Here is a 24,498-nt window from a genome sequence, read left to right as displayed (position 1 = left end):
AAACGTTCAGCAGGCCGTTCTTTGCTCCAAAAGCAGAAGAAGTGCTCCAGAAACCGCATTGGCGTGGCTCCGAGGTTCGGTGCAACTCGTCTTGATCAACCACGCCTTGAAGCGCGGAGAAAAGTTTCGGCCGGCTCGTAAATCAAAGCCATCGAAGTCGATCGGATCTCTTGGATCACTTGCGCGTTTCCGCCCGAAATCCCGAAAGCCGCAAGAACACCGACAAAACCGCCAAATTTGTGGTAGGTTACTCGGTATTAACAAGAAATTTTGGGAGGACGAAAATGAAATACAAAACAAGATCAACAATAATGGCAGCCTTGTTTGCTGCGGCTGCCACAGCCGTTTCCGCACAAGATGATCCCCCCCTGAACTTCCTGATTATTTGGGGAGATGACATTGGATTTTGGAATATCAGTGCCTACAACCATGGCATGATGGGGTATCAGACACCCAACATCGACCGTATAGCCAAAGAAGGCGCGCTATTTACTGATTGGTACGGTGAGCAGTCCTGCACCGCAGGACGAGCGGCGTTTATCACAGGACAATCTCCCATCCGCACGGGCCTGACCAAGGTCGGCCTACCCGGCGCGCCCGAGGGCATGCCCGTCGAAGACCCAACCATCGCCGGGCTGCTCAAAAACCACGGTTACATGACCGGCCAGTTCGGCAAAAACCATTTGGGTGACCGTGACGAGCACCTACCCACAAACCATGGTTTCGATGAGTTTTTCGGAAACCTTTACCATCTCAACGCAGAAGAAGAGCCCGAAAACCCTGACTACCCCAAGGATGAAGCCTTCAGGGAAAACTTCGGCCCGCGCGGGGTGATCAAGTCGACCGCTGATGGCTCGATCGAGGATACCGGGCCGCTTACGAAAAAGCGCATGGAAACCGTTGACGAAGAAGTCACGGCCAGCGCGTTGGATTTCATGGATAGAGCCGTCGAACAGGACAAACCTTTCTTCCTTTGGTGGAACTCCACCCGCATGCACATTTTCACGCATTTGAAGGAAGAGTCCGAGGGAGTGACGGGACTTGGAGTTTATCCCGACGGCATGGTCGAGCACGATGGGCATGTCGGCGTACTGCTTGATAAACTTGATGAGCTCGGAATCGCCGACAACACCGTCGTCATGTATTCAACCGACAACGGAGCGGAGACGTTCACATGGCCGGATGGCGGTACGACACCCTTCCGCGGTGAGAAAAACACGCAGTGGGAAGGTGGCTATCGTGTCCCGACGGTCATCAAGTGGCCGGGCGTCATCGAGCCGGGATCGAAGGTCAATGGCGTAGTATCGCATACGGATATGTTGCCTACCATTCTGGCTGCGGTCGGTGAGCCAGACATCAAAGAAAAGTTGCTCGATGGTGGCGTTGAAGCCATCGGTCGCCAATACAAGGCCCATCTTGACGGCTACAATCTTCTGCCGTCGCTCTCAGGTGAAACGGATGAGTGGCCGCGCAGCGAGTTCATCTATTGGACGGATGATGGCAGCGTCGCCGCCTTGCGATACGAACAGTACAAAGTGACATTCCTGAAGCAGAATGCGCATGGGCTTGATGTATGGCTCTCACCGTTTGAAGTCTTGCGCGCACCGATGCTGGCAAACCTCCGCAGCGATCCGTTCGAGCGAGCCGAAGAAGAGAACGCTATGGGATACCAGCGCTGGTTCCTCGAGCATATGTTCGCGATAGCTCCGGCCTCCGCCTTCGTTGGGCAATGGCTGCAAAGCTTCGAGGAGTTTCCGCCAAGGCAAAAACCCGGCAGCTTCAACCTCGACAACGTCATGGAGGAACTCACAAGCCGTGCCGGGAACCAATAGCACCAACGGGACGCCGTGAGCTGTGTTCACCAGCCTGAATTCGCAGACAACTGTTTGTCGAATTCAGGCTGGTAAATCATCCCCTTGGGCTGAAGACCAGCGCAGTCCAAGGGAAAGAATGAACGGCGGCTTGGTTCCGTTTTGCGGGTATTGAGCGCTGCTTGCTGGACAGAACCCTGAGAGGTCTTTGAAAAAACGTACAGGTGCTGCTCCGCTCTCATTCTGTTGCCGGCCTGACTCAACAAGGCAGCAACTGGCTTTTTGGGCTTTCTGCCATGAGAACCAGTCGCCTTTCACTTTCATTCCACTTTTCCTGAACCAATTCGCGCGGAGGAGTTTTCAGACGTGAAAAACCGAAAGCTCTACCTTGGCCCCCTGACCGACAATAGACGCTGGGATATGGTTCGCATCCGCCCCAACGATGTGTTCGTGGTAACACCTCCGAAATGCGGCACGACCTGGATGCAAACCATCGTATCGCTGTTGTTTTCTGGTGATCCCGAAGTTGAAACGGAGTTGTCCGTGAAAATGCCGTGGGTAGACATCCGAATCCGAGAAATGCCTGAAGTCGCAGAGCGGCTCGAAGCCATGCAGCATCGACGCAGCATGAAAAGCCACACACCGATGGATGGGTTACCTCTGGATGATCAAGCACAGTACATCTGTGTTTTTCGTCATCCCCTCGATGCGCATTTCTCGTATCGCAAACACGTCAGAAACATTCCAATGACCTGGTTTGACACCTGGTATCCCGAGAACGATGAAGAAGGTATCACATTCCGTCGCTTTCTGGACGGCGGGGCGGAAGGGTTCGATACCGATGCGATGCCACTGGCCCATATCATTCGGCATTACAAAGCTGCTGCGGCGCTTTCCGACCGGCCGAACGTATCGCTTTTTCACTACGCAGACATGACCCGGGACTTGAGAGGAACGTTCTTCAGGCTGGCTGACATCTTGGGCACGACCCATTCAGAGGCAGTCATGGATCAATTGGTTCAAGCTGCGACCTTCGACAACATGAAGGACAAAGCAGAACGCTATGCTCCCTCAGGTGGCAAAGGGTTCTTCAAGTCGGATGCCGAGTTTTTCCACAGCGGAACGAGCGGCAAATGGCACGGGAAACTGACGGCGGAAGAACTGGCAAGCTACGACGCGATGATGGATGCACACCTAGATCCCGAAGACCGAGACTGGCTGGAATATGGCTCTCAGGGGAGCCTCGCTGCGTAGACATCGCCACCCCGGGCGAACCAGCAAAAACCGAAGTTCTTTTTCACGATTGAATATGGAACAGGGTTTCCCGAGGTCGCCAAACTGAGGGGGGCGGCATTCAGGCAAGCATTTCCCCGGGTTGGCCGACACTTAGGGTTCCGCCTTTGGTCACCTCGACATAGACTCCCATATCCATGTGCCCCATCAACTTCCTAATAAGATAGGGTATTATCAAGTCACGCTCGGCCGTATCCGGGTTCACTTCAGTGGCCGCACACCTTTTCGTACGCGATAGTATCTTCAACTCAACATCGCCAAATCTCAGAACTGATCCAACTGCATCCAACTCGGAAAACGAAGGCAAGCCGTCTATCTCGATATTCGCGCGGAACCGCGCTGGCTGGATCTCTGCGTTCAGTTTTTCACCCAACTCTCTCACCGATGCGCGATTAAGAACGGATATCGCGTTCATCATCTTTGGGGAGACGACGGACACATCCGTAAACCGATGAGGAGCAGACGAGACGAATACCGGCAGTTCGGGATCTTTCAAGCCGATTTCTGAAGACAGGAAACTTGCTGCATTCATCCGGTCTTCTGGTGTTCGCATATTGAAGCTTTGTGTTTTGCCGTTCGCTTTGATCTCAAGATCTTGGGTCTCAAAATCAAAGCTTGTCTCAACGCCTGCCAGCGCGGCCTCATTCAACAAAACAACAAAGCGATCTTTCGGCAGTGGCTGAGGGTTCTGTGCGTCGAATCCGGAGTTGTAGCGCGCAAATCCGAACAGGCGATCACCCGGGATCCCCTCCCCTGCCCGCAGCGTCACGGTTTGCATCGGCTCGGCACTCAAGCCTTTGATTGGGTACCGGTTCAATCTGACGATAGAGAGCGCGTTCATACGTCTGCACCTGTCCAATCGAGTTATGCACGACCCAGAGTGATCCGTGCCGTTTGACGCTATCTCCAATCCTCAAAGGTATCGACCGAATAATCCGCTAGGGCTTCACAAGCGGGTGCCGAAAATCGGTTGGCCGCATGATGGCCGTGATTGTGAGCTGCGCCAATTTTGGCGGGTACGGCCCTTTAACGCCTCACTGCTGAAAATACATGCACACCGACCAAATGGAATAAAATTACATGAAATCAGCGGCTAAGAGGAGCACTAACCGTCAACCGCCGTCCGCTTGAGGTACGAACCTCAAAAATATCTAGACTTGATGTGCGTACCTCAAATAGCCTTGGAGGTATGCCGCGATTCGCACATCCTCGATTGACGGCGAAAAAAGGGAGGAATGGATGACTTACACAAAACTGGCCTCGGCCAGCGCACTAGTCCTTGCCGCTACTACTCTTTCCACCAAGGCGAATGCTGAAGATCTGACGCTTTGTTGGGCTGCATGGGACCCGGCCAACGCGCTTGTCGAGCTTTCAAAGGAATTCGAAGCCGAATCCGGTCACACGATGAACTTCGAGTTTGTTCCCTGGCCGAATTTTGCGGATCGGATGCTGAACGAGCTGAACTCCGGGGGCAAGCTCTGCGACTTGTTGATCGGCGACAGCCAGTGGATCGGCGGGGGTGCTGAGAATGGCCACTATGTCAAACTGAACGACTTCTTCGATGCTGAAGGCATCAGCATGGACGATTTCGCGCCGGCCACCGTCTATGCGTACTCGACCTGGCCCAAGGGCACGCCGAACTACTATGCGCTGCCAGCGATGGGCGATGCGAATGGCTGGTTCTACCGCAAGGACTGGTTCGAAAACCCGGATATCCAAGCCGCTTACAAAGAGGCGACGGGTCAGGATCTTCGCGAGCCTCAATCGCAAAAAGAACTTCTGCAGATCGCGCAGTTCTTCCAAGGTCGTGAGATCGACGGCAAGACTGTCTATGGCGCAGCCATCTTTACCGAGCGCGGCTCGGAAGGGATCACCATGGGTGTGACCGGAGCGCTGTATCCTTGGGGCTTCAAATACGAAAACACGCCGGGTTCCTATGACATGGAAGGCGCCGTGAACTCGCCCGAAGCGGTTGAAGCTCTGGAATTCTACAAGGAATTCTACGAAACGGCGACGCCTCCGGGATATACCAACTCTTACATGGGTGAGAGTCTGGACGCCTTTAAGTCCGGTCAGGTCGCCATGGCGATGAACTGGTTTGCGTTCTTCCCGGGTCTCTACGCCGATCCCAATACCGGCGGTGACAAGATCGACTTCTTTGTGAACCCACCACAAAATCAGGCAGGTTCGACACTGGGCGGACAAGGTATCTCGGTTGTCAGCTACTCTGACAAACAAGACGCCGCACTTGAGTACATCAAGTGGTTTGCACAGCCGGACGTTCAGGCCAAATGGTGGGAGCTCGGCGGCTACTCGGCCCATAACTCCGTACTGGAAGATCCGGGTTTCGTTGACAGCCAGCCGTTTGCCGGTGACTTCCTGGAAGCGATGGCCGGGGTGCAGGATTTCTGGCAGGAGCCTGCTTATGCGGAATTGCTGCTGGCGATGCAGAAGCGCATCCACGACTACGTGGTTGCGGACCAGGGCACCGCTCAAGAAGCGCTTGACCTTCTGATCCAAGACTGGACCGAAGTCTTCGAAGACGAAGGCAAGCTGTAGTCCGGACACAGGCAGGAGCGGGTGCAATCCCGCTCCACCTTCACCCGTGAGTCCTAAACCAACAAGAGCTGGCAAAGAGATGTCTGACAGGACCGTAGATCGCGTTGCGCAGGCAACGCCCGAGCGAGTTGCGCGAAAAATCCGAGGATTATCCGACCGCGCGATCGCCTGGATTTTCATCTCCCCAACGATTTTTCTATTGCTGGCGATCAACATCTTTCCGTTGATCTGGACCATCCAGCTGAGCTTTACCAACTACAAGGCCAACCGGATCGGGCGCGAGGTCAAAGACGTCGGACTCAGGAACTACGAGCGTATCCTGACGGACTCGGATACCTGGCTGAATATGCAGGCAACAGCGCATTTCCTGTTCTGGACAATCTTTTTCCAGGTCCTGATCGGGTTCACGCTGGCGTGGTTGATCAACAAGAAATTCAAGGGCAACGATCTTTGGACCACGATCATCGTGCTGCCGATGATGCTGTCCCCGGCCGTCGTCGGGAATTTCTGGAAATTCCTGTATCAGCCTCAAATCGGCCTGTTCAACTACATCGTGTCCTGGTTCACCGGCAAGGACCCCTCAAGCTTTGAAATGCTGGGGTCGGTCACTTTGGCCCCTTGGGCGATCGTGATCGTTGACACCTGGATGTGGACCCCCTTCGTGATGCTGATCTGTCTGGCCGGGCTGCGCAGCATCCCCGACTACATCTACGAGGCGGCTGAGATCGACAGGGCCAGCCAGCTGCGGCAGTTCTTTACGATTACCATTCCGATGGTGCTGCCGTTCCTGATGCTCGCGGTGCTGTTTCGAGGGATCGAGAACTTCAAGATGTTCGACCTGGTTGTTCAGCTGACAGGCGGTGGGCCGGGATCTGTAACGGAACTCACCTCAATCAATCTCAAGCGAGAGGCGTTTGAGAAGTGGCGGACGGGCTACGCCTCGGCCTATGCGATCATCTTGTTCGTCACCGTGTTCGGCCTTGCGTCGATCTACGTCAAAGCCCTGAACAAGGTGAAACAGCGATGAGCAGTTTTTCGGTCACTGAACCTTCGAACCGGTCCAAATGGATCGCAGGCTTCCTGGTCATCACTTATGCGCTGATCACGATGATCCCGCTGGTTTGGATCTTGCTGACTGGCTTCAAGTCTCCGGCCGACGCGATCAGCTACCCGCCCAAAGTGGTCTTTGACCCAACGCTTGAAGGCTACGTCAACCTCTTCACCACACGCACCAGGCAGACGCAGGAGTTTCTGGAAGCCAACCCGCCGCAGAACTGGGCCGATGAGATCGTACGCCAATACGACATGGTGATCGTTGGGCCCTCCAAGTTCGGCGAGCGCTTCATGAATTCGGTCATCATCGGATTTGGCTCGACGTTCTTGAGTATCTTCCTTGGCACGTTGGCTGCCTATGCGTTCAGCCGATTTAAGGTCCCGCTTAAGGATGACCTTCTGTTCTTCATCCTGAGTACAAGGATGATGCCTCCGGTCGCTGTCGCCATCCCTATCTTCCTGATGTTCAGAAACCTCGGTTTAAGCGACACGCATCTCGGGATGATCCTGCTCTACACGGGCGTGAATATCTCCCTGGCGGTCTGGTTGCTGAAAGGATTCATCGACGAAATCCCCAGAGAGTACGAAGAAGCCGCCCTTATCGATGGGTACACGAGGTTTCAGGCCTTCTACAAAGTGGTGCTGCCGCAAGCCGCTACCGGAATTGCGTCAACTGCGATCTTCTGCCTGATCTTCGCCTGGAATGAGTACGCGTTCGCCGTGCTGCTGACATCCGCAAACGCGCAAACTGCACCACCGTTCATCCCGACCATCATCGGTATCGGCGGCCTGGACTGGCCTGCCGTTGCGGCTGGCGCGACGATCTTCCTGATCCCGGTCATGATTTTCACCATCCTGATGCGCAAACACTTGCTGCGCGGGATAACATTCGGAGCCGTACGCAAATGAGCGAGTTTCTTTCCGGATTGGTGCGGCTCCGCCGCGGCCCATGGGAGATGGTCGCAACCATCCTCATCGCACTGGGTGTCTTCATGCTGATGCAGCCCTTTGTCCTTTGGGCCTTCACTTACTCTTTCATCGTCACGCTGATCGGAACCGTCATGTTCATCATCGTCAGCCATTTCCCGGAGTAGAAATGGCCCAGATCGTAGTCAAAAACGTAAAGAAGATGTTCGGCGATTTCACGGCTGTCCGCGAAAGTTCGTTCACGATTGAAGACGGCGAGTTTTTCATGCTGCTGGGCCCCTCCGGTTGCGGGAAAACGACGACGCTGCGGATGATCGCGGGATTGGAGCTTCCAACGTCGGGCGAAATCTATCTGGACGGCGAAGAGATCAGCCAGCGGCCGCCATCAGAGCGGGACATTGCCTTCGTGTTCCAGATGTTCGCGCTGTATCCCCACATGAACGTGCGCAAGAACATCAGCTATCCGCTTATTTCGCAGGGCATGCCGCGCGCTGCTGTCAAAGCCAAAGTCGAAGAAGTCGCGGGAATTCTGGGGATAAACGACATCCTCGACAGCCCGGTGGGTGGGCTTTCAGGTGGCGACAGGCAACGCGTGGCGCTGGGTCGCGCAATTGTTCGCGAACCCAAGGCATTCATGATGGACGAACCTCTTGGCGCTTTGGATGCCGAGTTTCGTGAGCACATGGCCGAAGAATTGCGCGCGCTCCACGATCGCATGGGCGCAACCACTGTTTACGTCACACATGACCAGCTGGAAGCCATGCAAATGGGCGACAAGATCGTTGTGATGAACAACGCTGTGATCGAGCAATTCGGCACGCCTCAGGAAATCTACGACAAACCGGCCACAATGTTCGTTGCGGATTTTATCGGGTCTCCTTCGATGAACTTCCTGTCGTTTCAAGGAAAGGTCGCACCTGGCTCGGAAGTGGTACGGCTGAATGGCCATGACGAAGCCGTACCCAAACTGATGGAAGGTGCGGAAGGTGACTTGGTTTTCGGCGTTCGACCCGAGCATGTTTTTCTGTCGGATGCCAGCGCCTACCGAGCCAAGGTCCTGGCCGCAGAATATCTTGGAACCACCCAGATCGTGACGCTGCAAAGCCCAAACGGAGAGTTGAAAGCCCGGATTGATGCACGCGAAACCGTCAATCCCGGCGAGACGGTTGGATTGGAATTTCGCTCATCCGCAGTGACCCTTTTCGAAAATTCTACCGGACGCGCGTTGAGGTCCGCACTGAACGACGAGGTACTGAGCAATGGCTGAAGTCGTTCTGGAAAACATTTCGAAGTCATTCGGCGACATCAAAGCGGTGGATGATATCTCAATGACGATCCCCAACGGTGCCTTCGTGGTGTTGTTGGGTCCGACGGGTGCGGGAAAAACAACAACGCTGAGATTGATATCCGGGCTTGAGAAGCTGGATTCAGGCACAGTTCGCATTGCCGGGCGCGACGTCGGGATGGATACACCCGCGCAGCGCGACGTGGCGATGGTCTTCCAGCAATACTCGCTGTACCCGCATATGACAGTGCGTGAAAACCTGTCTTTCCCTCTGCGGTCGCCGATCCTGAAGACACCAGAGGATGAGATCGCCAGGAAGGTCAACGAAGTCTCGGAGATCCTGCAGATCCCGCACAAGCTGGACAACAAAGCCACCGAATTGTCCGGCGGCGAAATGCAGCGTGTGTCGATCGGACGGGCGCTGGTGCGCGACCCCCAGATATTCCTGATGGACGAACCGCTCAGCTCTTTGGATGCCAAGCTTCGAGCGGATTTGCGCGTCGAGTTGAAGAGGATTCAGGCCGACCTTGGGTCAACCTTGCTCTATGTGACCCATGATCAGGTGGAGGCCATGACAATGGCGACGCATATCGGCGTGTTGGAAAACGGCAGGCTGGTTCAATACGGTACCCCCCGCGATATCTACGAAAATCCCGGCAGCGTTTACGTGGCCAGCAGGTTGGGTCTGCCACGGATAAACATCCTGCCGTCCGAGTTGTTCGGAGGCGATCACAAAGGCCCGCAGATTGGTCTTCGCCCGGAAAACATCATTGAAGGCGAAGGCAGCGAGGCTCGTGTGATACGCGCCGAGCATCTGGGAGATCAAACACGGCTACACCTGGACCTGAATGGTCACCCGGTTGTGACCCTGATTGATGTCCATCAGGACTACCCATCTGGAAAGATTATAAAAATCCGTCCCAATAACCCGTTGTATTTTGACGCGTCCGGCACGCGCGTGAACTAAGGAGCAAAAGCATGGCCCAGTTCCTCAACACAAAAGAAACCCTGGTGACAGAGGCGATAGACGGTCTTCTGGCTTCCTCTGGCGGTCAGCTTACCCGGCTGGACGGCTATCCGCATATCAAGGTTGTTTACCGGTCGGATTGGGACAAGTCGAAGGTCGCCCTGGTGTCCGGAGGAGGATCTGGTCACGAACCCGCCCATGCCGGTTTTGTTGGCGCTGGTATGTTGACGGCAGCGGTGTGCGGTGAAGTGTTCGCCTCACCCTCGGTCGAGGCAGTTTTGGCCGGTATCCTTGCGGTCACGGGTGAGGCCGGGTGCCTGCTGATCGTCAAGAATTACACCGGCGATCGGTTGAACTTTGGACTGGCGGCGGAACGCGCCCGCGCTTTGGGTCGCAAGGTTGAAATGGTCGTCGTCGACGATGACATCGCCCTGCCTGACTTACCGCAACCACGCGGCGTCGCGGGTACGTTGTTCGTCCACAAAATCGCCGGCGCGCTTGCCGAAAGCGGTGCCGATTTGGACACCGTCACCGCCGCAGCGAGATGCACTATAGCAAAGGTTGTCAGCATCGGTATGAGCCTGGACACCTGTACCGTTCCGGGTTCTCCGAAAGAAGACAGGATCGCACCCGGGAAAGCAGAGCTCGGCTTGGGTATCCATGGTGAGCCCGGCGTACAGCAAGTCGAGTTCTCAAATGCTGTTTCGGCTATGTCCACAGTCGTAGAAAAGCTGAAGCAAAGGGTTGGGTCCGGGGATTGCGTGGCGTTGGTCAACAACCTCGGTTCAACTACTCCGCTCGAAATGGCTGTCCTCACCCACGCCTTGTCCGAAACCGGGATTGCCCAGCATATCATTGGCCCGGCCCCCATGATGACATCGCTGGATATGCACGGGTTTTCGGTTTCCATTCTGCCCGTGGATCAGGACGATTTGTCAGCCCTTGAAGCTCCCATTGATCTGGCCGCGTGGCCCGGGGTCAATTCCATCGACCCGATCAAAGTAGCACCATTGCCTGATGGCCTGACCCCAATCGATCCAATTCCTTCGAACAATCCCGCAACAAAGGAAACGATCACCCGGTTGGCTAAGCTGCTGATCAACGCCGAGAAAACCCTAAACGAGCTGGATGCGAAGTCCGGAGATGGCGATACAGGAAGCACACTGGCCACTGCCGCAAGAGCATTGCAAGGTAGCCTTGACCGCATGCCGCTCGCTGATTTGACTCAGCTGTTTCCGGCGTTGGGCAATGAATTGAGCCAGACAATGGGTGGCTCCTCCGGTGTGATACTAGCAATTTTCTTCAACGCAGCTGGTGATGCATGTGCCAATGGGGCAACCGTAGCCAAATCCCTGGAAGAAGGCCTGAAACGCGTCAGCCAAGTTGGAGGCGCCAAGGTCGGCGACAGAACGATGATTGACGCCTTGGCACCGGCGCTTGCCGCTCTCCCATCGGGGTTGACCCATGCCGCAAATGCCGCCCGCGAAGGTGCAAACAATACAGCCAAAATTCGCCGTGCGAAGGCGGGCCGAGCAGCTTATGTTCCCGAAGAAAACCTAGTTGGACATAACGATCCCGGCGCTGAGGCCGTTGCCTTGTTGTTCGAGGGCTTGGCGCGGGAGCTTGAGGGCTGAGGAACACGTGGCAGACCAAAAACAAAAACTAGAATTGGTGAAGAAGCCAACCGTCAATGACATCGCGCGGGTTGCGGGTGTCAGTCTTGCGACTGTGGACCGGGTCTTGAACAGGCGCCCCGGCGTGCGCGCAGTAACCGTTCAGAAAGTACAAAAGGCAATTGATGAACTGGGGTATGTGCGCGACACCGCCGCGGCCAACCTCGCACGAAACCGGGTTTACAACTTCCTCTTTGTTTTGCCGGACACCGACAACGAATTTGTGGAAGCGATCAGCAACCAGATCGCAGAGCAATCCCGTGACCAGTTTATCGAGCGGACACGCATTACGATCAAAAGGGTCGCTCCGTTTGAACCGCAGGATATCGTCAACATTCTGGATGCTGTCGATAGTTTGGATGTTGATGGAGTTGCCGTTTTCGGACCCGAAACGCCTTCTGTTCGCGATGCCGTGAGACGGCTCAAGGACAAAGGGGTTCCGGTGGTTGCCTTGGTGTCTGACCTGCCGAGTTCCGAACGAGACCACTTTGTAGGAATTGACAACGTTTCCGCAGGACGAACCGCCGGTCAATTGATGGGGCGCTTCGTGCATCGGGAAGGCAAGGTCCTGGTTCTGACTGGCTCTCGTTTGGCACGTGACCACCTAGAGCGTCGCCAGGGCTTTGATCTTGTTGTGGCCGAGGAGTTTCCGCATCTCGAGGTCGTGGCGTCTGTTGAGGGCCGGGATGACCCGGATCTGATTTACAAGATGATGCCCGAGATCTTCGAAACCTACCCGGATCTGGTCGGAATATACTCGTCAGCAGCGGGCAATGCCGGCCTTATTCAATTCCTTTCGGAAAACAAGCTCAGCAAGGATTTGGTGATCATAGCGCATGAGTTGACTCCGCTTAGTCGAGAGGCTCTGAAGCTTGGCACGTTTGACGCCCTGATCTCGCAAGACACCGGGCACATTGTTCGTTCAGCCGTCCGCCTTCTGCGTGCGACTTCGGACAAAGTCCCATTCAACAAAGCGCAGGAACGTATCCGTATCGACATCTATCTGAGGGAAAATTTACCGCCATAGCGGCTTAGGTTTTGGGGAGGAAACTTATGAAAACGATCAAAGGTCCAGCATTGTTTCTTGCACAATTCGCAGGGGACGAAGCACCGTTCAATTCGTGGGACGCGATTACCAAATGGGCGGCTGACTGTGGATACAAGGGCGTCCAGGTTCCCAGTTGGGATGGCCGGTTGTTCGACCTTGAACAGGCCGCGTCCAGCACCGGTTACTGCGATGACTTCAAAGGCAAAGCCAGGGAAAATGGCGTCGAAGTCACTGAACTGTCAACGCACCTTCAGGGTCAGCTTGTGGCCGTTCACCCGGCCTATGACAGCGCCTTTGATGGCTTTGCCGCCGAGAGAGTCAGAGGAAACCCGAAAGCCCGGCAAGAATGGGCCGTAGACCAGGTCAAAAAAGCATTGTCCGCTTCGAAGAACCTGGGCATTTCGGCGCATGCGACATTCTCGGGCGCGTTGGCGTGGCCCTACGTCTATCCCTGGCCGCAGCGCCCTGCCGGCTTGATCGAAACGGCATTTGATGAACTCGCCCGCCGTTGGGTGCCAATCCTCGACCACGCCGAAGAATGCGGCGTCGATGTCTGCTACGAAATTCACCCCGGAGAGGACCTCCACGACGGCGTGACCTACGAGATGTTCCTCGAACGGACAGGCAATCACCCACGGGCCTGCATGTTGTACGACCCCTCGCACTACGTACTGCAATGCCTCGACTATCTGGACAATATCGACATCTACAAGGATCGGATCCGGATGTTCCATGTCAAAGATGCCGAATTCAACCCGACCGGGCGGCAAGGGGTTTATTCAGGATACCAAAGCTGGGTCGATCGTGCCGGCCGGTTCCGGTCGCTTGGCGATGGCCAAGTCGATTTCGGGGCGGTCTTCTCAAAAATGGCGGCGAACGACTTTGATGGCTGGGCTGTGGTCGAATGGGAATGCTGTCTCAAACACCCCGAGGATGGAGCGCGTGAGGGCGCTCAGTTTGTGTCGGATCACATCATCCGTGTGACCGAGAAAGCCTTTGATGATTTCGCGGACGGTGGCGCTGACGAAGCCGCCAATCGCAAAATGCTGGGAATCGAATAATGGTTACAGGACGCAGTGAAGAAGCCTCGGGACGCATTCGGCTTGGCATGGTCGGCGGCGGAAATGACGCCTTCATAGGCGGCGTTCATCGCATAGCAGCACGATTGGACGACAGGTTCGTGCTGGTTGCCGGCGCTTTGTCTTCGACGCCTGAAAAATCCGTCGAAAGCGGCCGGGCATTGGGTCTCGAACGGGTCTATGAAGACTTCAAACAAATGGCGATCCGGGAAGCCCGGCTCAAATCCGGGATCGAGGCGGTCTCAATCGTCACGCCAAATCACGTCCATTATATCGCCGCGCGTGAATTCCTGAAACGCGGGATTCACGTCATTTGCGACAAGCCACTCACCTCGACCCTTGCCGATGCAAAAAAACTGGTCAAAGCGGCGGAAAGCGCGAATGCCCTGTTCATATTGACCCACAATTACACAGGCTACCCGATGGTTCGGCAGGCGCGTGAAATGGTTGCCAACGGCGATATCGGCAAAATCCGCGTCGTCCAGGTTGAATACCCGCAGGATTGGCTGACCGAGCAGCAGGATTTCAAACAGGCGGAGTGGCGAACCGATCCCGAACGCTCGGGCGCGGGCGGATCAACCGGTGACATCGGAACCCATGCCTACAACCTCGCTTGTTTTGTGACCGGGCTGAGGGCGGAAAGCCTTGCGGCGGATCTGCAAGCCTTCGTCCCGGGGCGCCAAGTCGATGACAACGCCCACGTATTGCTTCGCTTCGAGGGCGGTGCGCGGGGTATGCTGTGGTCCTCTCAGGTGGCTCCCGGCAACGAAAACGCACTTCGGTTGCGGGTCTACGGCGAAAAAGGTGGGCTGGAGTGGGCTCAGGAAGACCCGAACTATCTCTGGTTCACGCCCTACAACGAACCAAAGCGTCTGATCACCCGCAATGGCGCTGGAGCTGGTGACGCTGCCAATCGCTTGAGCAGAGTTCCTCCGGGCCATCCCGAAGGATATCTTGAAGGCTTCGCCAATATTTACGGAGAGGCTGCTGAGGCGATCCAGGCTTTCCGAAATGGGATTTCACCTGAGGCACGCGTTGTTTACCCAACCGTGTATGACGGGCTAGACGGCGTCAAATTTGTAGCCGCTTGTGTGCAAAGCTCGTCCAGAAACGCGGCTTGGGTCAAGTTGGAGTAAGTCTGGCTGTGGGCATCGGGTAGGCACCGGAACTGAGCCAGCCAACCCTTCCCTGCCCCTCGGCTCGTCCAACCACCAGTTCGCCGCAGTATTGAAACTCTGTGGCCGCCAAAATCACAACCCTGCGGCGAAGTAACCCTTCGCCGCATGGTCCACCAATGGCCGCTCTGCGGACAAAGTAGATTTTCGCCGCAGTGTCGATCTGTGTCTGCATTCGGGTGGAAGCAAAAAAGAGAGTAGGCCGTCATTCACGGCCCCCTATCATTCATTCCGCAGCTTCAGGTATCGGCGATTGACCATCCGGAACAGGTTCGGCTTTTAGGATCGGAAGGCGGCACTGCGTGCATCTTTCAAGCTCAAAACCGTCTTGCCCCTGAATGCGGTTCGGGGGATGCGTTAGCACCAACCGAGTCGTAGTTTGCTCATGTGCCGTTTGCCAAATCGGCGACGTATAACAAAAACACTGCTCGGCACCAAACCAGCCTAAGGTCTGACTTTGGTTCGGAGCCACCCTCCGAACCACCTTAAGGCTAAAAACACTTGTTTAAACCGGAAGCAAGATTGATGGCGCACTCAGCCTCCCGGGAGCGCTCCCGCCACCCACATCTCTGCAAAAGAACGCACCGCACAATGCGGTTCTTCCGACAAAGTAAAGCGGAAGATATTTGATCCAGCGCCGGCTCCCCTGCGTATCGCCCCGGCGTAACACCGTTAAAGCTTCAGGAGGGTTTTATGTTCGATGCAAAGCGGTTTCGGCTGGACGGTCAGGTGGCACTTGTCACCGGCGCTGGAGCAGGAATTGGTCGAGGCGTGGCGCGGCTTTTTGCCGGGGCCGGCGCTGCGGTCGTAGTGAGTGATCTCAAAGCCGAGACCGCGCAGGCAGTTGCAGATGACATCAATGCCGCGGGCGGGAAAGCTGCTGCGCTGGCCTGCAATGTGACGGTCGAAGACGACCTTCAAGCGGCGGTGGACTTGGCTGTAACGCAGTTCGGCGGATTGTCCATTCTGGTAAACAATGCCGGGGGCGGAGGGCCCAAGCCGTTTGACATGCCGATGGATGACTTCCGTTGGGCCTATGAGTTGAACGTGTTTTCACTGTTTCGGTTGACGCAGTTGGCTGCTCCGCACATGCAAAAAGCCGGCGGCGGCGCAGTCCTGAATATCTCGTCGATGGCTGGCGAGAACAAGAACCAGCGCATGGCGTCTTACGGTTCATCCAAGGCGGCTGTGAACCATCTAACCCGCAACGTGGCCTTCGATCTGGGGCCGATGGGTGTGCGGGTGAACGCCATTGCACCTGGTGCGATCAAAACCGACGCGCTGGCTTCGGTGCTGAATGACGACATCGAGAAGGCAATGCTGAAGCATACTCCTCTCGGGCGGTTGGGCGAGCCCGACGACATCGCTTATGCCGCGCTTTTCCTTTGTGCACCTGCATCAGCATGGATCAGCGGTCAGGTGCTGACCGTTTCGGGCGGCGGCGTGCAGGAACTGGACTAACGGTTTTTCAACCCATTCCAAGATAGGGCATGACATATGAGCTTTGACGCTTTTGCAGAATTTCGCATGGACGGACATTCCGTCCTGATCACCGGTGGTGCGCAGAATATCGGCGCGGGCATCGCCAAGACTCTTTCCGGGGCGGGAGCCAAGGTGATGATTGCCGACCTTAACGGCGACATGGCCGCGGAAACCGCCGCAACGATTTCCGGGGAAACCGGTAACGCGTGTCTCGGAATGGCTTGTGACGTGACCGACGCGGATCAGATCAACGCCGTTGTGGCAGCAACTGCGGACGCCTTTGGCGGCATCTCGACACTTGTCAACAACGTGGGCTGGGGCGGTCGTCAACCCGATCCAGCGGCGATCCCCGAAGAAGAGTTCATCAACTCCTACAAACTCAACACGATCAGCGCCTACCGTATGAGCATGGCCTGCCTGCCGTATCTCGAGAAGGCCGAGAACGGGTCGATCACCAACTCAGGATCGTTTTCCTCGGCCGTACCGGCCTATGACATCCTGCCCTATGGCACGGCCAAAGCGGCCCTGAACCAGATGATGGTGTCGTTGGCACACATGCTGAACAAGCGGGTGCGCGTGAATTCGGTGCTGATCGGCACGGTGATGACAGCCGGCTATGGCGATGCGGGCATCTCTCCTGAAATGCAGGAAAAACTGGCCCATCCCGACAACCTGACCGGACGGCCAGGCCGCCCGCAAGACATTGCCAACGCGATGCTGTTCCTGTGTTCGCCGGCAGCGGGTTGGGTCAGCGGGCAAACGATCAATGTGCATGGCGGCGGCGCCGTTGTGCGCTTGTTCGGAAGCTGAGGGCCGCGCCGTGAAACTTCTGTCTTTGCGCTTGGTAGGAGCGTCAATCATCACGGCCACTCTTGCGATTGCTTCCCCTTGGGTTTCGGCACAGGAAGCAGCACAGCCGGACAAAGGCGCGCCTGTGACCAACGATCAAATTTTCATGATGATGTTTGCCGATCAGGGTCGATCGGTCGGGTTCCAGAGCATGTTGATTGCCATTCACCTGGAAACGCTTAAGGCACAGGTGGACCGGGACGCGGCCATATTGGCGCGAAATCTGGAACTGTTTGAGCGCAGCGCCATTTCCGAGCTTGAGTTGGAGATCTCGCAACTGAAGGATGCCTGGAACCGGTTGCAGTTGGTTGTTGCCGAGAAGAACCTGACCACGGTGGCGGCGCAGGTGGCGGCGTTGCAGTTGATCGGGGATCATTTCGCGGGCAAGTCGGTGCCGCTCGACGATCTTTATTCCGCCTATCTGGAAGGCTGGAACGCGGGTTGCGACAAGGGACCTGCTGAGGTGCGGGCGAACGAAGCTTGGATGGCCTATGCGGAGAAGGCACTGCAACGTGCGCGTGAACTGAACAGCCGAGGAAACCTCTCTGATGCCACCTTGCTGCAGCGAGAGGTCGACTTGCGCATTGCCCGGTCGAATTACGAGAACCGGGCAAGCCGCCTCGATCGTTGCCGCCAGGTGTTCTTCCCCAGTCTTGACGAGGTCGCGCGGCAGGGCCAGTGAGGTTGCTTGCACGCGAACCCGAACAAATGGAGCGTTACAAGATGACCAGATCGAGCGAGCTGCCGATGGCGTCGGATCAAATACTGCGTGGGGCAATTCTGTCCGGCCTGATCAATGCAGTTATCAATGGCATCATTCAGTATTTCATCTTGCGCGGGACGGCGCCGATCCCGCTCACTTTGGATTCAATCAGTGGCGGCAGTCACTCGGTTCTGGGTGGCGCGGTTTTACTGGCGGTTTCGCTCGCGATGATCCTGACTGCTGTGGCCCATGTCACGGTTAAGGGCCCCAAGAAGCCGTTTGTGCCGACCACATTGAGGCTGGTGTTCAAACACGGGCTGGTCGCCTTTGGCACGGTGGTCGCCCTGGCGGTGCTATGGCAGTGGGCATTCGGGACGGTCGAAGTGGGTTTGGTGTTTGCGGTGATCCTGCTGGGGTTGATCGCGGGCGTGGTCGCGGCCGCAGTGAATTATCTGACGATCGTTGAGGTAACCGGGGGCGGCGGTGCATAGTGTGGCTTGGTTGGGTGCAAGCAAGTTGCTTGCATCCGAAGTCAGATGTGCAGGCGATTGTTGATGAAACTTGGCAAAGAAATATCGTCTGATCGACCTGGTTTGATGGCTCGAGACTAAGGTTTAAAATCTGCACTTTGCCTTCTCAGCAAACGGAAATTATCGTCCCCGAATGTCGAATGCTGCGCCTTTAGCCAGTGAGCAGAACGGGCTCGGAGCAGTCGCTCGCAGAGTTTGGACGAATGACGGCTACGCGGACTTTTCCAACATTGGACCTTCGGGCTCCACTAACGCAGCATCAGTTTGCGGTCGAAGTGCGAGGGTTTTTGCGGCGCGTCGTGGGTCACCATTTCGGTTATTCGCGGATGTAGATTTCGTCCGAACCTATACCCTTCTTTCGCCGCAGCTTGGTCCGATAACTCAGACGCGGACAAAGTGGGTATTCATCAATGTTGAGCAGTGGAACGATCTATCCAGTTGTCAAATCGTCACTGTGTCCACTTGAATTTTCCAGTCTGTTTGCCGGTCATATCGTGAAAAGAGCCCTTTCCACCCGGTCTGAACAAATAGACGACACCAACATCCTTGAAGACGACCTGCAAGCCATTCTTAGTTTTTGTCATAGGATTGTCGACAGGAGAAGTATTGGTGTCTCGCAGACACAAGCCGCTGTTCGAATTGCAAGATACGATGTTTGGACTGTATGGCCCCCCGTTCTGCGCGTGCCAGTCTGAGGTCACAGTAACTCGGGAACCAGCTGCGATATCCTGAGCGAAAGTCGGCGTCACTGAAGTCAAGATGGCCGTTGCTATCCCCGCACAAAGTTCTTTCAAAGAGTAACCCTCCACAAAAAACCCTAGCTACTCTGCTATATGGTGGACGCATGTCAAGCGTACGGGGGATGCAGCTAAACCTCCGGCAACATTGGGCTCAATTACCCGGTTTCGCCACTCTTGGCATGAACAGAGGTTGCCAAAATGCGAACGGCGGGGTGCCGGATCAAGCGGCAAAAAGTCAACAGATTGGCCGTTTTTGCGCACGGCTGGTCGCATAGCGCCGTGGTTGGACTGCGTGCCGCGCTAGCGTTCGGCCGTGGAGAGCCCAAAGTGCAAAACTGCCGCTCAGTGCATTGATTCTAGCAAAGCGCAGAAGACCCACTTTGTAAATCCGACCAGTTTCCGGAGGTTGACCGTGGCAAAAAATTTAGAGTGGAAACTTGCACACTCTAAACGGTTGTAGTGTGGTTGTATTTGATCGCGGCACTCGTCTCTTTCGTAGGTCAAAGTAAGGTTGATCGATGCCAGTATTGGATCTAGTCGCGTATACCGTCGAACGAGATGGCGGATTTGTGTTAATTCGGGAGTTAGGCGAGGAATTTAGGTTTTCGCATTAGAAAGACCATTTTTAGACGGGAGGTCCAGCCTTGGAGCGTAGGGTTTCAGCCATTTTAGCTGCCGACATGTTTGGCTTTAGTCGCTTAACAGAGGTTGATGAGACAGGGACCATTTCTAGGCAAAAAAGGTACAGGTTAGACATCGTTGAACCACTCACCAAAAAGCACAATGGGAACTTTATCAAGTTCACTGGAGATGGATGGCTCGGAGAGTTTCCTTCCGTTGTTGAAGCTGTTCAATGTGCTGTACAGATCCAAGAAGAATTGCGAGCACGAGAATCCGATCAAGCGCCGGAACAGAGAATTCGCTATCGGATGGCGATAAACTTAGGTGATGTGATCTTCGATGAAGGTGATGTCTATGGAGATGGCGTCAACATAGCCGCTCGCCTTGAGCCATTAGCAGACCCTGGAGGCTTGATCATCTCAGGGACTGCCTACGATCTGTTGAAAAACCAGGTTGAGGTCTCTTATCGTTCACTAGGTCAAAAACGACTGAAGAATATAGCTAAACCTGTTCGAGCTTACGCCGTAAACTTAGCCACCGACAGCAGTAACCGGCAATACGCAAGCTCGAGGCTGGTAACGGCGAACTACCTTTTTGCCGTGTCCTTCTTCGTTTTTCTGCTAGGTGTTTCTATTTTCGTATGGATTACAAGTTCATCTACGAAGCCTTCCAGCATAGACCTACTTTCGCAAGTCGTTTCGAAGGCCCAACAAGAGTTAACGAAATTGGGCTTCTATGACGGCTTAGCTTCAGGCGATATTGACCACAAAACGCGGTCGGCAGTTTTGGAGTTTCAATCGGAAAACGGACTCCCAGAGACTGGAGTACTGACGCCACGAACCATTGAGCGTTTAGGTCTAAAGAACCCTCTGGACGGAAGCCTTTCAATAGCCGAGCTAGTCTCTGAAAAATTTGCCAGGCCAATAAAGCCTGACCACTTAGCTTTGGCGGGGTTTTCCCCACAATTGGTCGAGATTGCGAAGGTCTTTGAGCACTCCAAACTGACTTTCGAAGTCTTTGAAGACAACCTCTATGTCGCGGTTCAAGCTCCAACCCTAAGGTCCTGGAAAGAAATTGCCCAACTCGCTGGCGAGCTTAATGGCCACATAGTTTCGATTACCTCCCGCGCCGAGAACCAGTTTGTATTTGAAATGATATCTACGGATCCAGCGTTCTGGCATCCAGACGGGATCAAGACATCCTGGATTGGCCCTGCGATTGGATTTCACCAGAAAGTTGGTTACCGTGAACCTGATCAGGGGTGGGTTTGGCAGAGTGGTGAGGAAACTGACTATACAAACTGGTTGCCGAGCCAGCCAAACAACTGGAACAACGAAGAGCACATTGCGGTTTTTATGAACAGTACAGGAGCAATTAGCGAGGATTCCGCACCCAAGGTTTCCGACAAATGGGGCGATTACTGGGGAAATGCAAATGCTTTTGTGCTAGAATTTGCGAATATCCAGATGATGCAAAAACCTTTCAACTAGTTGGATAAAACACTGTTCAGGAGCAAGATGAAAAATGAAATACCGCCCCAAGCTGGCACTTCTCTCCTTAGTTGTGTGTCTCACGTTTGTGTTTCCGGCCACATCCATTTCTGAAATTGGGTTACGTGAAGGTGTTGTGTCTTCGAAGAAACTGCCATCACCACAAAAAGCGAAGTCCATTGTATTGTTGGACGTTCCTCACATGAAGCAAGGACACGACATGTGCGTTCCGACTTCTAGTTCAATGATTTTGGCATACTACGGTGAAAACCATAAGCCACTCAAACTTAAAAACCTTGCGGAAAACCACAAGCCACCAAGCGAAAGGAACAGTTTTACTCTTTGGTCGGACATGGATGTAGCGCTAAAGAGCGTCGGGCATAGGTGGCAGCAAAAGTGGTACAAAAAAACGAGCACTGGTTTTTCGCAGGGCCTCAGGGACATCAAGCGACACCTTCGAAAAGGCTATCCAGTAATGATAGATGTTGATCTAGAAGGTCCAGAAGGGCACACTTTTGTTGTGATCGGATACGATGATGCGCGTAAAGTTGTTTTTATTCGCGACCCCTTACTCAACAAAAATCAACATCGGATTCTAAGCTACTCAAAGTTAAGATCTGATTGGCACAACCATAGATATGCAGATGAGTTTGGCGCATGGAGAGGAGCATACTTTTCAAAGCCAAGGCGGTGATCGAGCACTAGATATCTCGCACTGTGAGCCACTCTAACGGCCAGATTCTCCCGAGAGGCAATTTTGCTCGCCTTACGAAATGGTTTCTGCTTAGGGCTGCTAGCGATCCAATGAACCCGCAGCGCCCCAGCGTGCAACAATGATCGCAAGGGGCTCGGTGCAGACATCCGACTAGTTCTGTCGAATGACTACTTTGTGTCGGTTACCAGCCCCTGCCCATTCAATGGATCAGCTTCTGCAGCGTCTTGTCTGTTCGGATCAATTCAGTGATCGTTTTGCGCAGTTCCTCAGCTTCTCTGGACCTTTGTCCATGTCTCCAGGACGGATGGCTTGGCCCAGCAACGTGCCCACCTCTAGCCCCATGCATGCGACAAACACTCCAGCCTTTAACGGCGGGTGCGCGGCACCGCTTGCCAGTGGATTTCGCCGTAGCGGTGCATCTGGGCGCATCATTGAGCCGTTTGGTGGGGTTTATGAGGTTGTCGTTGTTTTTTTTCATTCACCCCGCCCCCTGTTTTGGACGTTACCAACGATTGCCTGCCCACCTTCATTGACTTCCACGCGTTCGACCCGGACGGTTTGATCTGCCTTGGATCGATATCGTTTCAGGGTTTCAACCTGGCTGGTGAAGGTCCGCGCAAGTTTGTTGAGCGCTCGTTCCGCAGAATCTTGCTGCGGGAGAGTTTTTACGTGGTTCAGGCGACGTGCCAACATCATCGTGGCCTGATGGATCGCGCCCATCTGGATCGCAAGCATGGCTTCGATCTCGTCTTGCGGCTTAACCCCAGCGACAACCGACATCACAAAGTTCGATGCCGTCTCTGAGACAGAGCTGTCTTGTTGCCCAAGAGTCGCGATTTGATCCATGACGCCTTCGAAGAATCGGCAGTCTGTTGTGCCAAGCTCATGCATTGCTAAAGCACAAGCCGTCGTTGGATCATTTCCTTTGTGCCCAACCGTGAGCCGGCGTGTGCCCTCATCAAAATCCAACTTGATGTCCGGTGCCCTAACGCGTGATCTCTTCCGTTCCCTCAAATCGGCAACAGCAATGGTCTCCGCTTCGGTAAGCTCGGAGTTCTTTGTCTGCAGATCGTTGCCTTCGTCTTTCGGTGCCTTGGTCATTTCCGCCTCGCATAGCAGGGAGTGGTTAGTATTAGTGTTCCGTTTCAGCACCGAGGGACCTGATAGAAACCGGCCTGACGGGTTCTGATTTGGAACCATGGGAGGTCTTTGGGTTCTCAAACGGAACCACAGAGGATGGTGACGGGTCCGTCCCAGAACCGCGTTTTGTTTTTTCGGGCTGCCAAAAGCGCCAGTCGTTTGTGGCGGCTTTCTTGCCGGACCGGGCCTGCGTCGCCTTGGTCGTCAACCGCCATTCATGCGCTCGCCGATGATACCAGTTGCCTTCCTGCTCCAGCACAAGGAAGCCTTTGTCCTGCAGATCCTCGAAAGCGCGTTGAACGGTGGCCTTGCCCAACCCCAAGGTTTCTGCCGCCTCGTTCATCGACAGAAACACCTTGCCGTTGTTGCCGCCATTGAAGCGGGTGTGAAGCTCCAGCCAGAGCTTCACCGCAGGTCCGGACAGAGCCCGCCACGCCGGGGACTTGATCATTGCGTAGGGCAGAGGGACGTATTGACCCTCATCTGATCGTTTACCCGCCGGAGACCTCCGCCTACTCATCGCGAGACCTCCGCGGGAAATGCTCGGGCAAAGCATCCAGTTCGGGTATGTCACAGCCGACATGTGCCCGGACGAGCCTAGTTAGGCCGGATTTGGACACACAGTAGCCGAGCGTGTCCCAGGCCGCTCCCCCGGCCGGAAAATGGGGTCTCTGACGCTGAAACAGCCATTGGACGCCATCTCGGCATACGGCAACCCGGTAAATGCCGAGGCGAAAGAGCTCGCCGCTGTAGTTCTCGGCGGTTTCCCGATGATCAATTTGTGGAAGAGGGCCGGTTTCGGCTCCCCTTTCGCGACTGGCATTGGTAGAATTGGAAAAGGACATATCAGCCATGCTCGATCCGTCCTTTCCGTACGATCACCCGTTCGACCGAGTGGCTCAGGGGCGACCAGTAGTACCGGCGCTCGTTTTGACTTGTCGGCGCGGGGCATCCTGTGGCATCAACTGGACTTGCTAGGGTGGCAGTCGATGTCACTGGAAAAGCCCCATCTCCGCGCTTGGAGTTGGGGTTTTTCATTATGCAGCCTCGTTGTTTGGATCGGTGCGCCGCGCCGCAAGCCAGGCGTTCAGGTCAGCGCCGTGATAGGCGATCCGCCGACCGATGCGGATAAAGGCCGGACCACACATGCGGTGGCGCCATTGAGCCAGCTTTTCGCGGTTTCCCAGCAGTTGCATTTCAGGGTCTTCTGGGAAATAGACCCGATCGTCATTGAAGACGTTTGCCATCGTTAGAATCCTCTTGGATCAGTTGCGATGGCTCCCGATTATGGGCAGCTTTGCCGAAGTGTCACCAGACTTTTTCCAGCGCTTAAGCGTCTTCCCGACGTGAGAAAATGC

23 protein-coding genes are annotated in these 24,498 nt (G+C 55.0%); 18 read left to right on the top strand and 5 right to left on the bottom strand.

Translation table 11 applies throughout. From position 1 onward, the window contains the following. Window positions 1-284 precede the first annotated feature (284 nt). Window positions 285-1,832: an arylsulfatase gene (locus tag ACR0MM_RS17615; protein ID WP_170446028.1), complete on the top strand. Its 1,548-nt coding sequence runs from the start codon at window positions 285-287 to the stop codon at window positions 1,830-1,832. A gap of 63 nt (window positions 1,833-1,895) precedes the next feature. Here ACR0MM_RS17615 and ACR0MM_RS17610 read toward each other — a convergent pair whose 3' ends face one another. Continuing rightward, window positions 1,896-2,135 carry a hypothetical protein gene (locus tag ACR0MM_RS17610; RefSeq protein ID WP_480697630.1) on the bottom strand — a complete coding sequence of 80 codons (240 nt, stop codon included), beginning with the start codon at window positions 2,133-2,135 and terminating at the stop codon, window positions 1,896-1,898. Window positions 2,136-2,177: 42 nt separating this feature from the next. On the opposite strand from ACR0MM_RS17610, the gene ACR0MM_RS17605 reads away from it, so the two are divergent. Continuing rightward, window positions 2,178-3,065 (top strand): sulfotransferase domain-containing protein, encoded by an 888-nt coding sequence (locus ACR0MM_RS17605; protein WP_480697628.1) that lies wholly within the window; start codon window positions 2,178-2,180, stop codon window positions 3,063-3,065. 100 nt (window positions 3,066-3,165) lie between these two features. Here the strand turns inward: ACR0MM_RS17605 and ACR0MM_RS17600 are convergent, their stop codons facing one another. Then, on the bottom strand, window positions 3,166-3,945 hold the full coding sequence (locus ACR0MM_RS17600; RefSeq protein ID WP_480697626.1) for an MOSC domain-containing protein: 780 nt from the start codon (window positions 3,943-3,945) through the stop codon (window positions 3,166-3,168). A gap of 398 nt (window positions 3,946-4,343) precedes the next feature. Between ACR0MM_RS17600 and ACR0MM_RS17595 the strand changes: the two genes are divergently transcribed. From ACR0MM_RS17595 to ACR0MM_RS17520, 16 genes are all read left to right on the top strand, one after another. Continuing rightward, entirely contained in the window at window positions 4,344-5,663 is a 1,320-nt protein-coding gene (locus tag ACR0MM_RS17595; RefSeq protein WP_480697624.1) for an ABC transporter substrate-binding protein, read from the top strand. 79 nt (window positions 5,664-5,742) lie between these two features. Next, window positions 5,743-6,690, top strand: coding sequence for a carbohydrate ABC transporter permease (locus tag ACR0MM_RS17590; protein WP_480697622.1), 948 nt, complete (start codon window positions 5,743-5,745; stop codon window positions 6,688-6,690). Then, window positions 6,687-7,625 carry a carbohydrate ABC transporter permease gene (locus tag ACR0MM_RS17585; protein ID WP_010442361.1) on the top strand — a complete coding sequence of 313 codons (939 nt, stop codon included), beginning with the start codon at window positions 6,687-6,689 and terminating at the stop codon, window positions 7,623-7,625. Before ACR0MM_RS17590 ends, ACR0MM_RS17585 begins: the two co-directional genes overlap by 4 nt. Further along, window positions 7,622-7,810, top strand: coding sequence for a hypothetical protein (locus tag ACR0MM_RS17580; protein ID WP_170343500.1), 189 nt, complete (start codon window positions 7,622-7,624; stop codon window positions 7,808-7,810). Before ACR0MM_RS17585 ends, ACR0MM_RS17580 begins: the two co-directional genes overlap by 4 nt. A 2-nt stretch (window positions 7,811-7,812) precedes the next feature. Then, window positions 7,813-8,910 (top strand): ABC transporter ATP-binding protein, encoded by a 1,098-nt coding sequence (locus ACR0MM_RS17575; RefSeq protein WP_480697620.1) that lies wholly within the window; start codon window positions 7,813-7,815, stop codon window positions 8,908-8,910. Next, a complete protein-coding gene (locus ACR0MM_RS17570; protein WP_480697618.1) occupies window positions 8,903-9,895 on the top strand; it encodes an ABC transporter ATP-binding protein in 993 nt (330 codons plus the stop codon). Before ACR0MM_RS17575 ends, ACR0MM_RS17570 begins: the two co-directional genes overlap by 8 nt. Before the next feature lie 11 nt (window positions 9,896-9,906). Next, entirely contained in the window at window positions 9,907-11,529 is a 1,623-nt protein-coding gene (locus ACR0MM_RS17565; protein WP_480697616.1) for a dihydroxyacetone kinase subunit DhaK, read from the top strand. A gap of 7 nt (window positions 11,530-11,536) precedes the next feature. After that, window positions 11,537-12,595, top strand: a complete 1,059-nt coding sequence (locus tag ACR0MM_RS17560; RefSeq protein ID WP_170366378.1) for a LacI family DNA-binding transcriptional regulator — start codon at window positions 11,537-11,539, stop codon at window positions 12,593-12,595. A 26-nt stretch (window positions 12,596-12,621) separates the two neighbouring features. Further along, complete coding sequence (locus tag ACR0MM_RS17555; protein WP_170436494.1) at window positions 12,622-13,677, top strand: sugar phosphate isomerase/epimerase family protein; 1,056 nt, start codon at window positions 12,622-12,624, stop codon at window positions 13,675-13,677. Then, window positions 13,677-14,831, top strand: a complete 1,155-nt coding sequence (locus ACR0MM_RS17550) for a Gfo/Idh/MocA family protein (RefSeq protein WP_480697613.1) — start codon at window positions 13,677-13,679, stop codon at window positions 14,829-14,831. The genes ACR0MM_RS17555 and ACR0MM_RS17550 overlap by 1 nt, the downstream gene beginning before the upstream one ends. Before the next feature lie 732 nt (window positions 14,832-15,563). Further along, the gene (hdhA, locus tag ACR0MM_RS17545; protein ID WP_170436909.1) at window positions 15,564-16,331 is read left to right on the top strand and encodes a 7-alpha-hydroxysteroid dehydrogenase; all 768 of its coding nucleotides are present in this window, start codon (window positions 15,564-15,566) and stop codon (window positions 16,329-16,331) included. A 36-nt stretch (window positions 16,332-16,367) separates the two neighbouring features. Continuing rightward, window positions 16,368-17,162 (top strand): SDR family oxidoreductase, encoded by a 795-nt coding sequence (locus tag ACR0MM_RS17540; protein ID WP_170436912.1) that lies wholly within the window; start codon window positions 16,368-16,370, stop codon window positions 17,160-17,162. Continuing rightward, window positions 17,125-17,883, top strand: coding sequence for a hypothetical protein (locus tag ACR0MM_RS17535; RefSeq protein WP_480697611.1), 759 nt, complete (start codon window positions 17,125-17,127; stop codon window positions 17,881-17,883). The genes ACR0MM_RS17540 and ACR0MM_RS17535 overlap by 38 nt, the downstream gene beginning before the upstream one ends. 41 nt (window positions 17,884-17,924) lie before the next feature. Continuing rightward, entirely contained in the window at window positions 17,925-18,395 is a 471-nt protein-coding gene (locus ACR0MM_RS17530; protein ID WP_216602383.1) for a hypothetical protein, read from the top strand. Between the two features lie 1,423 nt (window positions 18,396-19,818). Beyond that, the gene (locus tag ACR0MM_RS17525; RefSeq protein ID WP_480697609.1) at window positions 19,819-21,285 is read left to right on the top strand and encodes a peptidoglycan-binding protein; all 1,467 of its coding nucleotides are present in this window, start codon (window positions 19,819-19,821) and stop codon (window positions 21,283-21,285) included. A gap of 34 nt (window positions 21,286-21,319) precedes the next feature. Then, complete coding sequence (locus ACR0MM_RS17520) at window positions 21,320-21,979, top strand: C39 family peptidase (RefSeq protein ID WP_480697607.1); 660 nt, start codon at window positions 21,320-21,322, stop codon at window positions 21,977-21,979. A 495-nt stretch (window positions 21,980-22,474) separates the two neighbouring features. Here ACR0MM_RS17520 and ACR0MM_RS17515 read toward each other — a convergent pair whose 3' ends face one another. From ACR0MM_RS17515 to ACR0MM_RS17505, 3 genes are all read right to left on the bottom strand, one after another. Next, the gene (locus ACR0MM_RS17515; RefSeq protein WP_480534668.1) at window positions 22,475-23,101 is read right to left on the bottom strand and encodes a hypothetical protein; all 627 of its coding nucleotides are present in this window, start codon (window positions 23,099-23,101) and stop codon (window positions 22,475-22,477) included. Between the two features lie 31 nt (window positions 23,102-23,132). Further along, a complete protein-coding gene (locus tag ACR0MM_RS17510) occupies window positions 23,133-23,549 on the bottom strand; it encodes a MarR family transcriptional regulator (protein ID WP_480697605.1) in 417 nt (138 codons plus the stop codon). Window positions 23,550-24,177: 628 nt separating this feature from the next. Then, on the bottom strand, window positions 24,178-24,387 hold the full coding sequence (locus tag ACR0MM_RS17505; protein WP_058272409.1) for a MerR family transcriptional regulator: 210 nt from the start codon (window positions 24,385-24,387) through the stop codon (window positions 24,178-24,180). Window positions 24,388-24,498: the final 111 nt, after the last annotated feature.

The sequence above is a fragment of the Ruegeria sp. BC6 genome (genome assembly GCF_056539185.1).
This window is presented reverse-complemented; position numbering and strand designations above follow the sequence as displayed.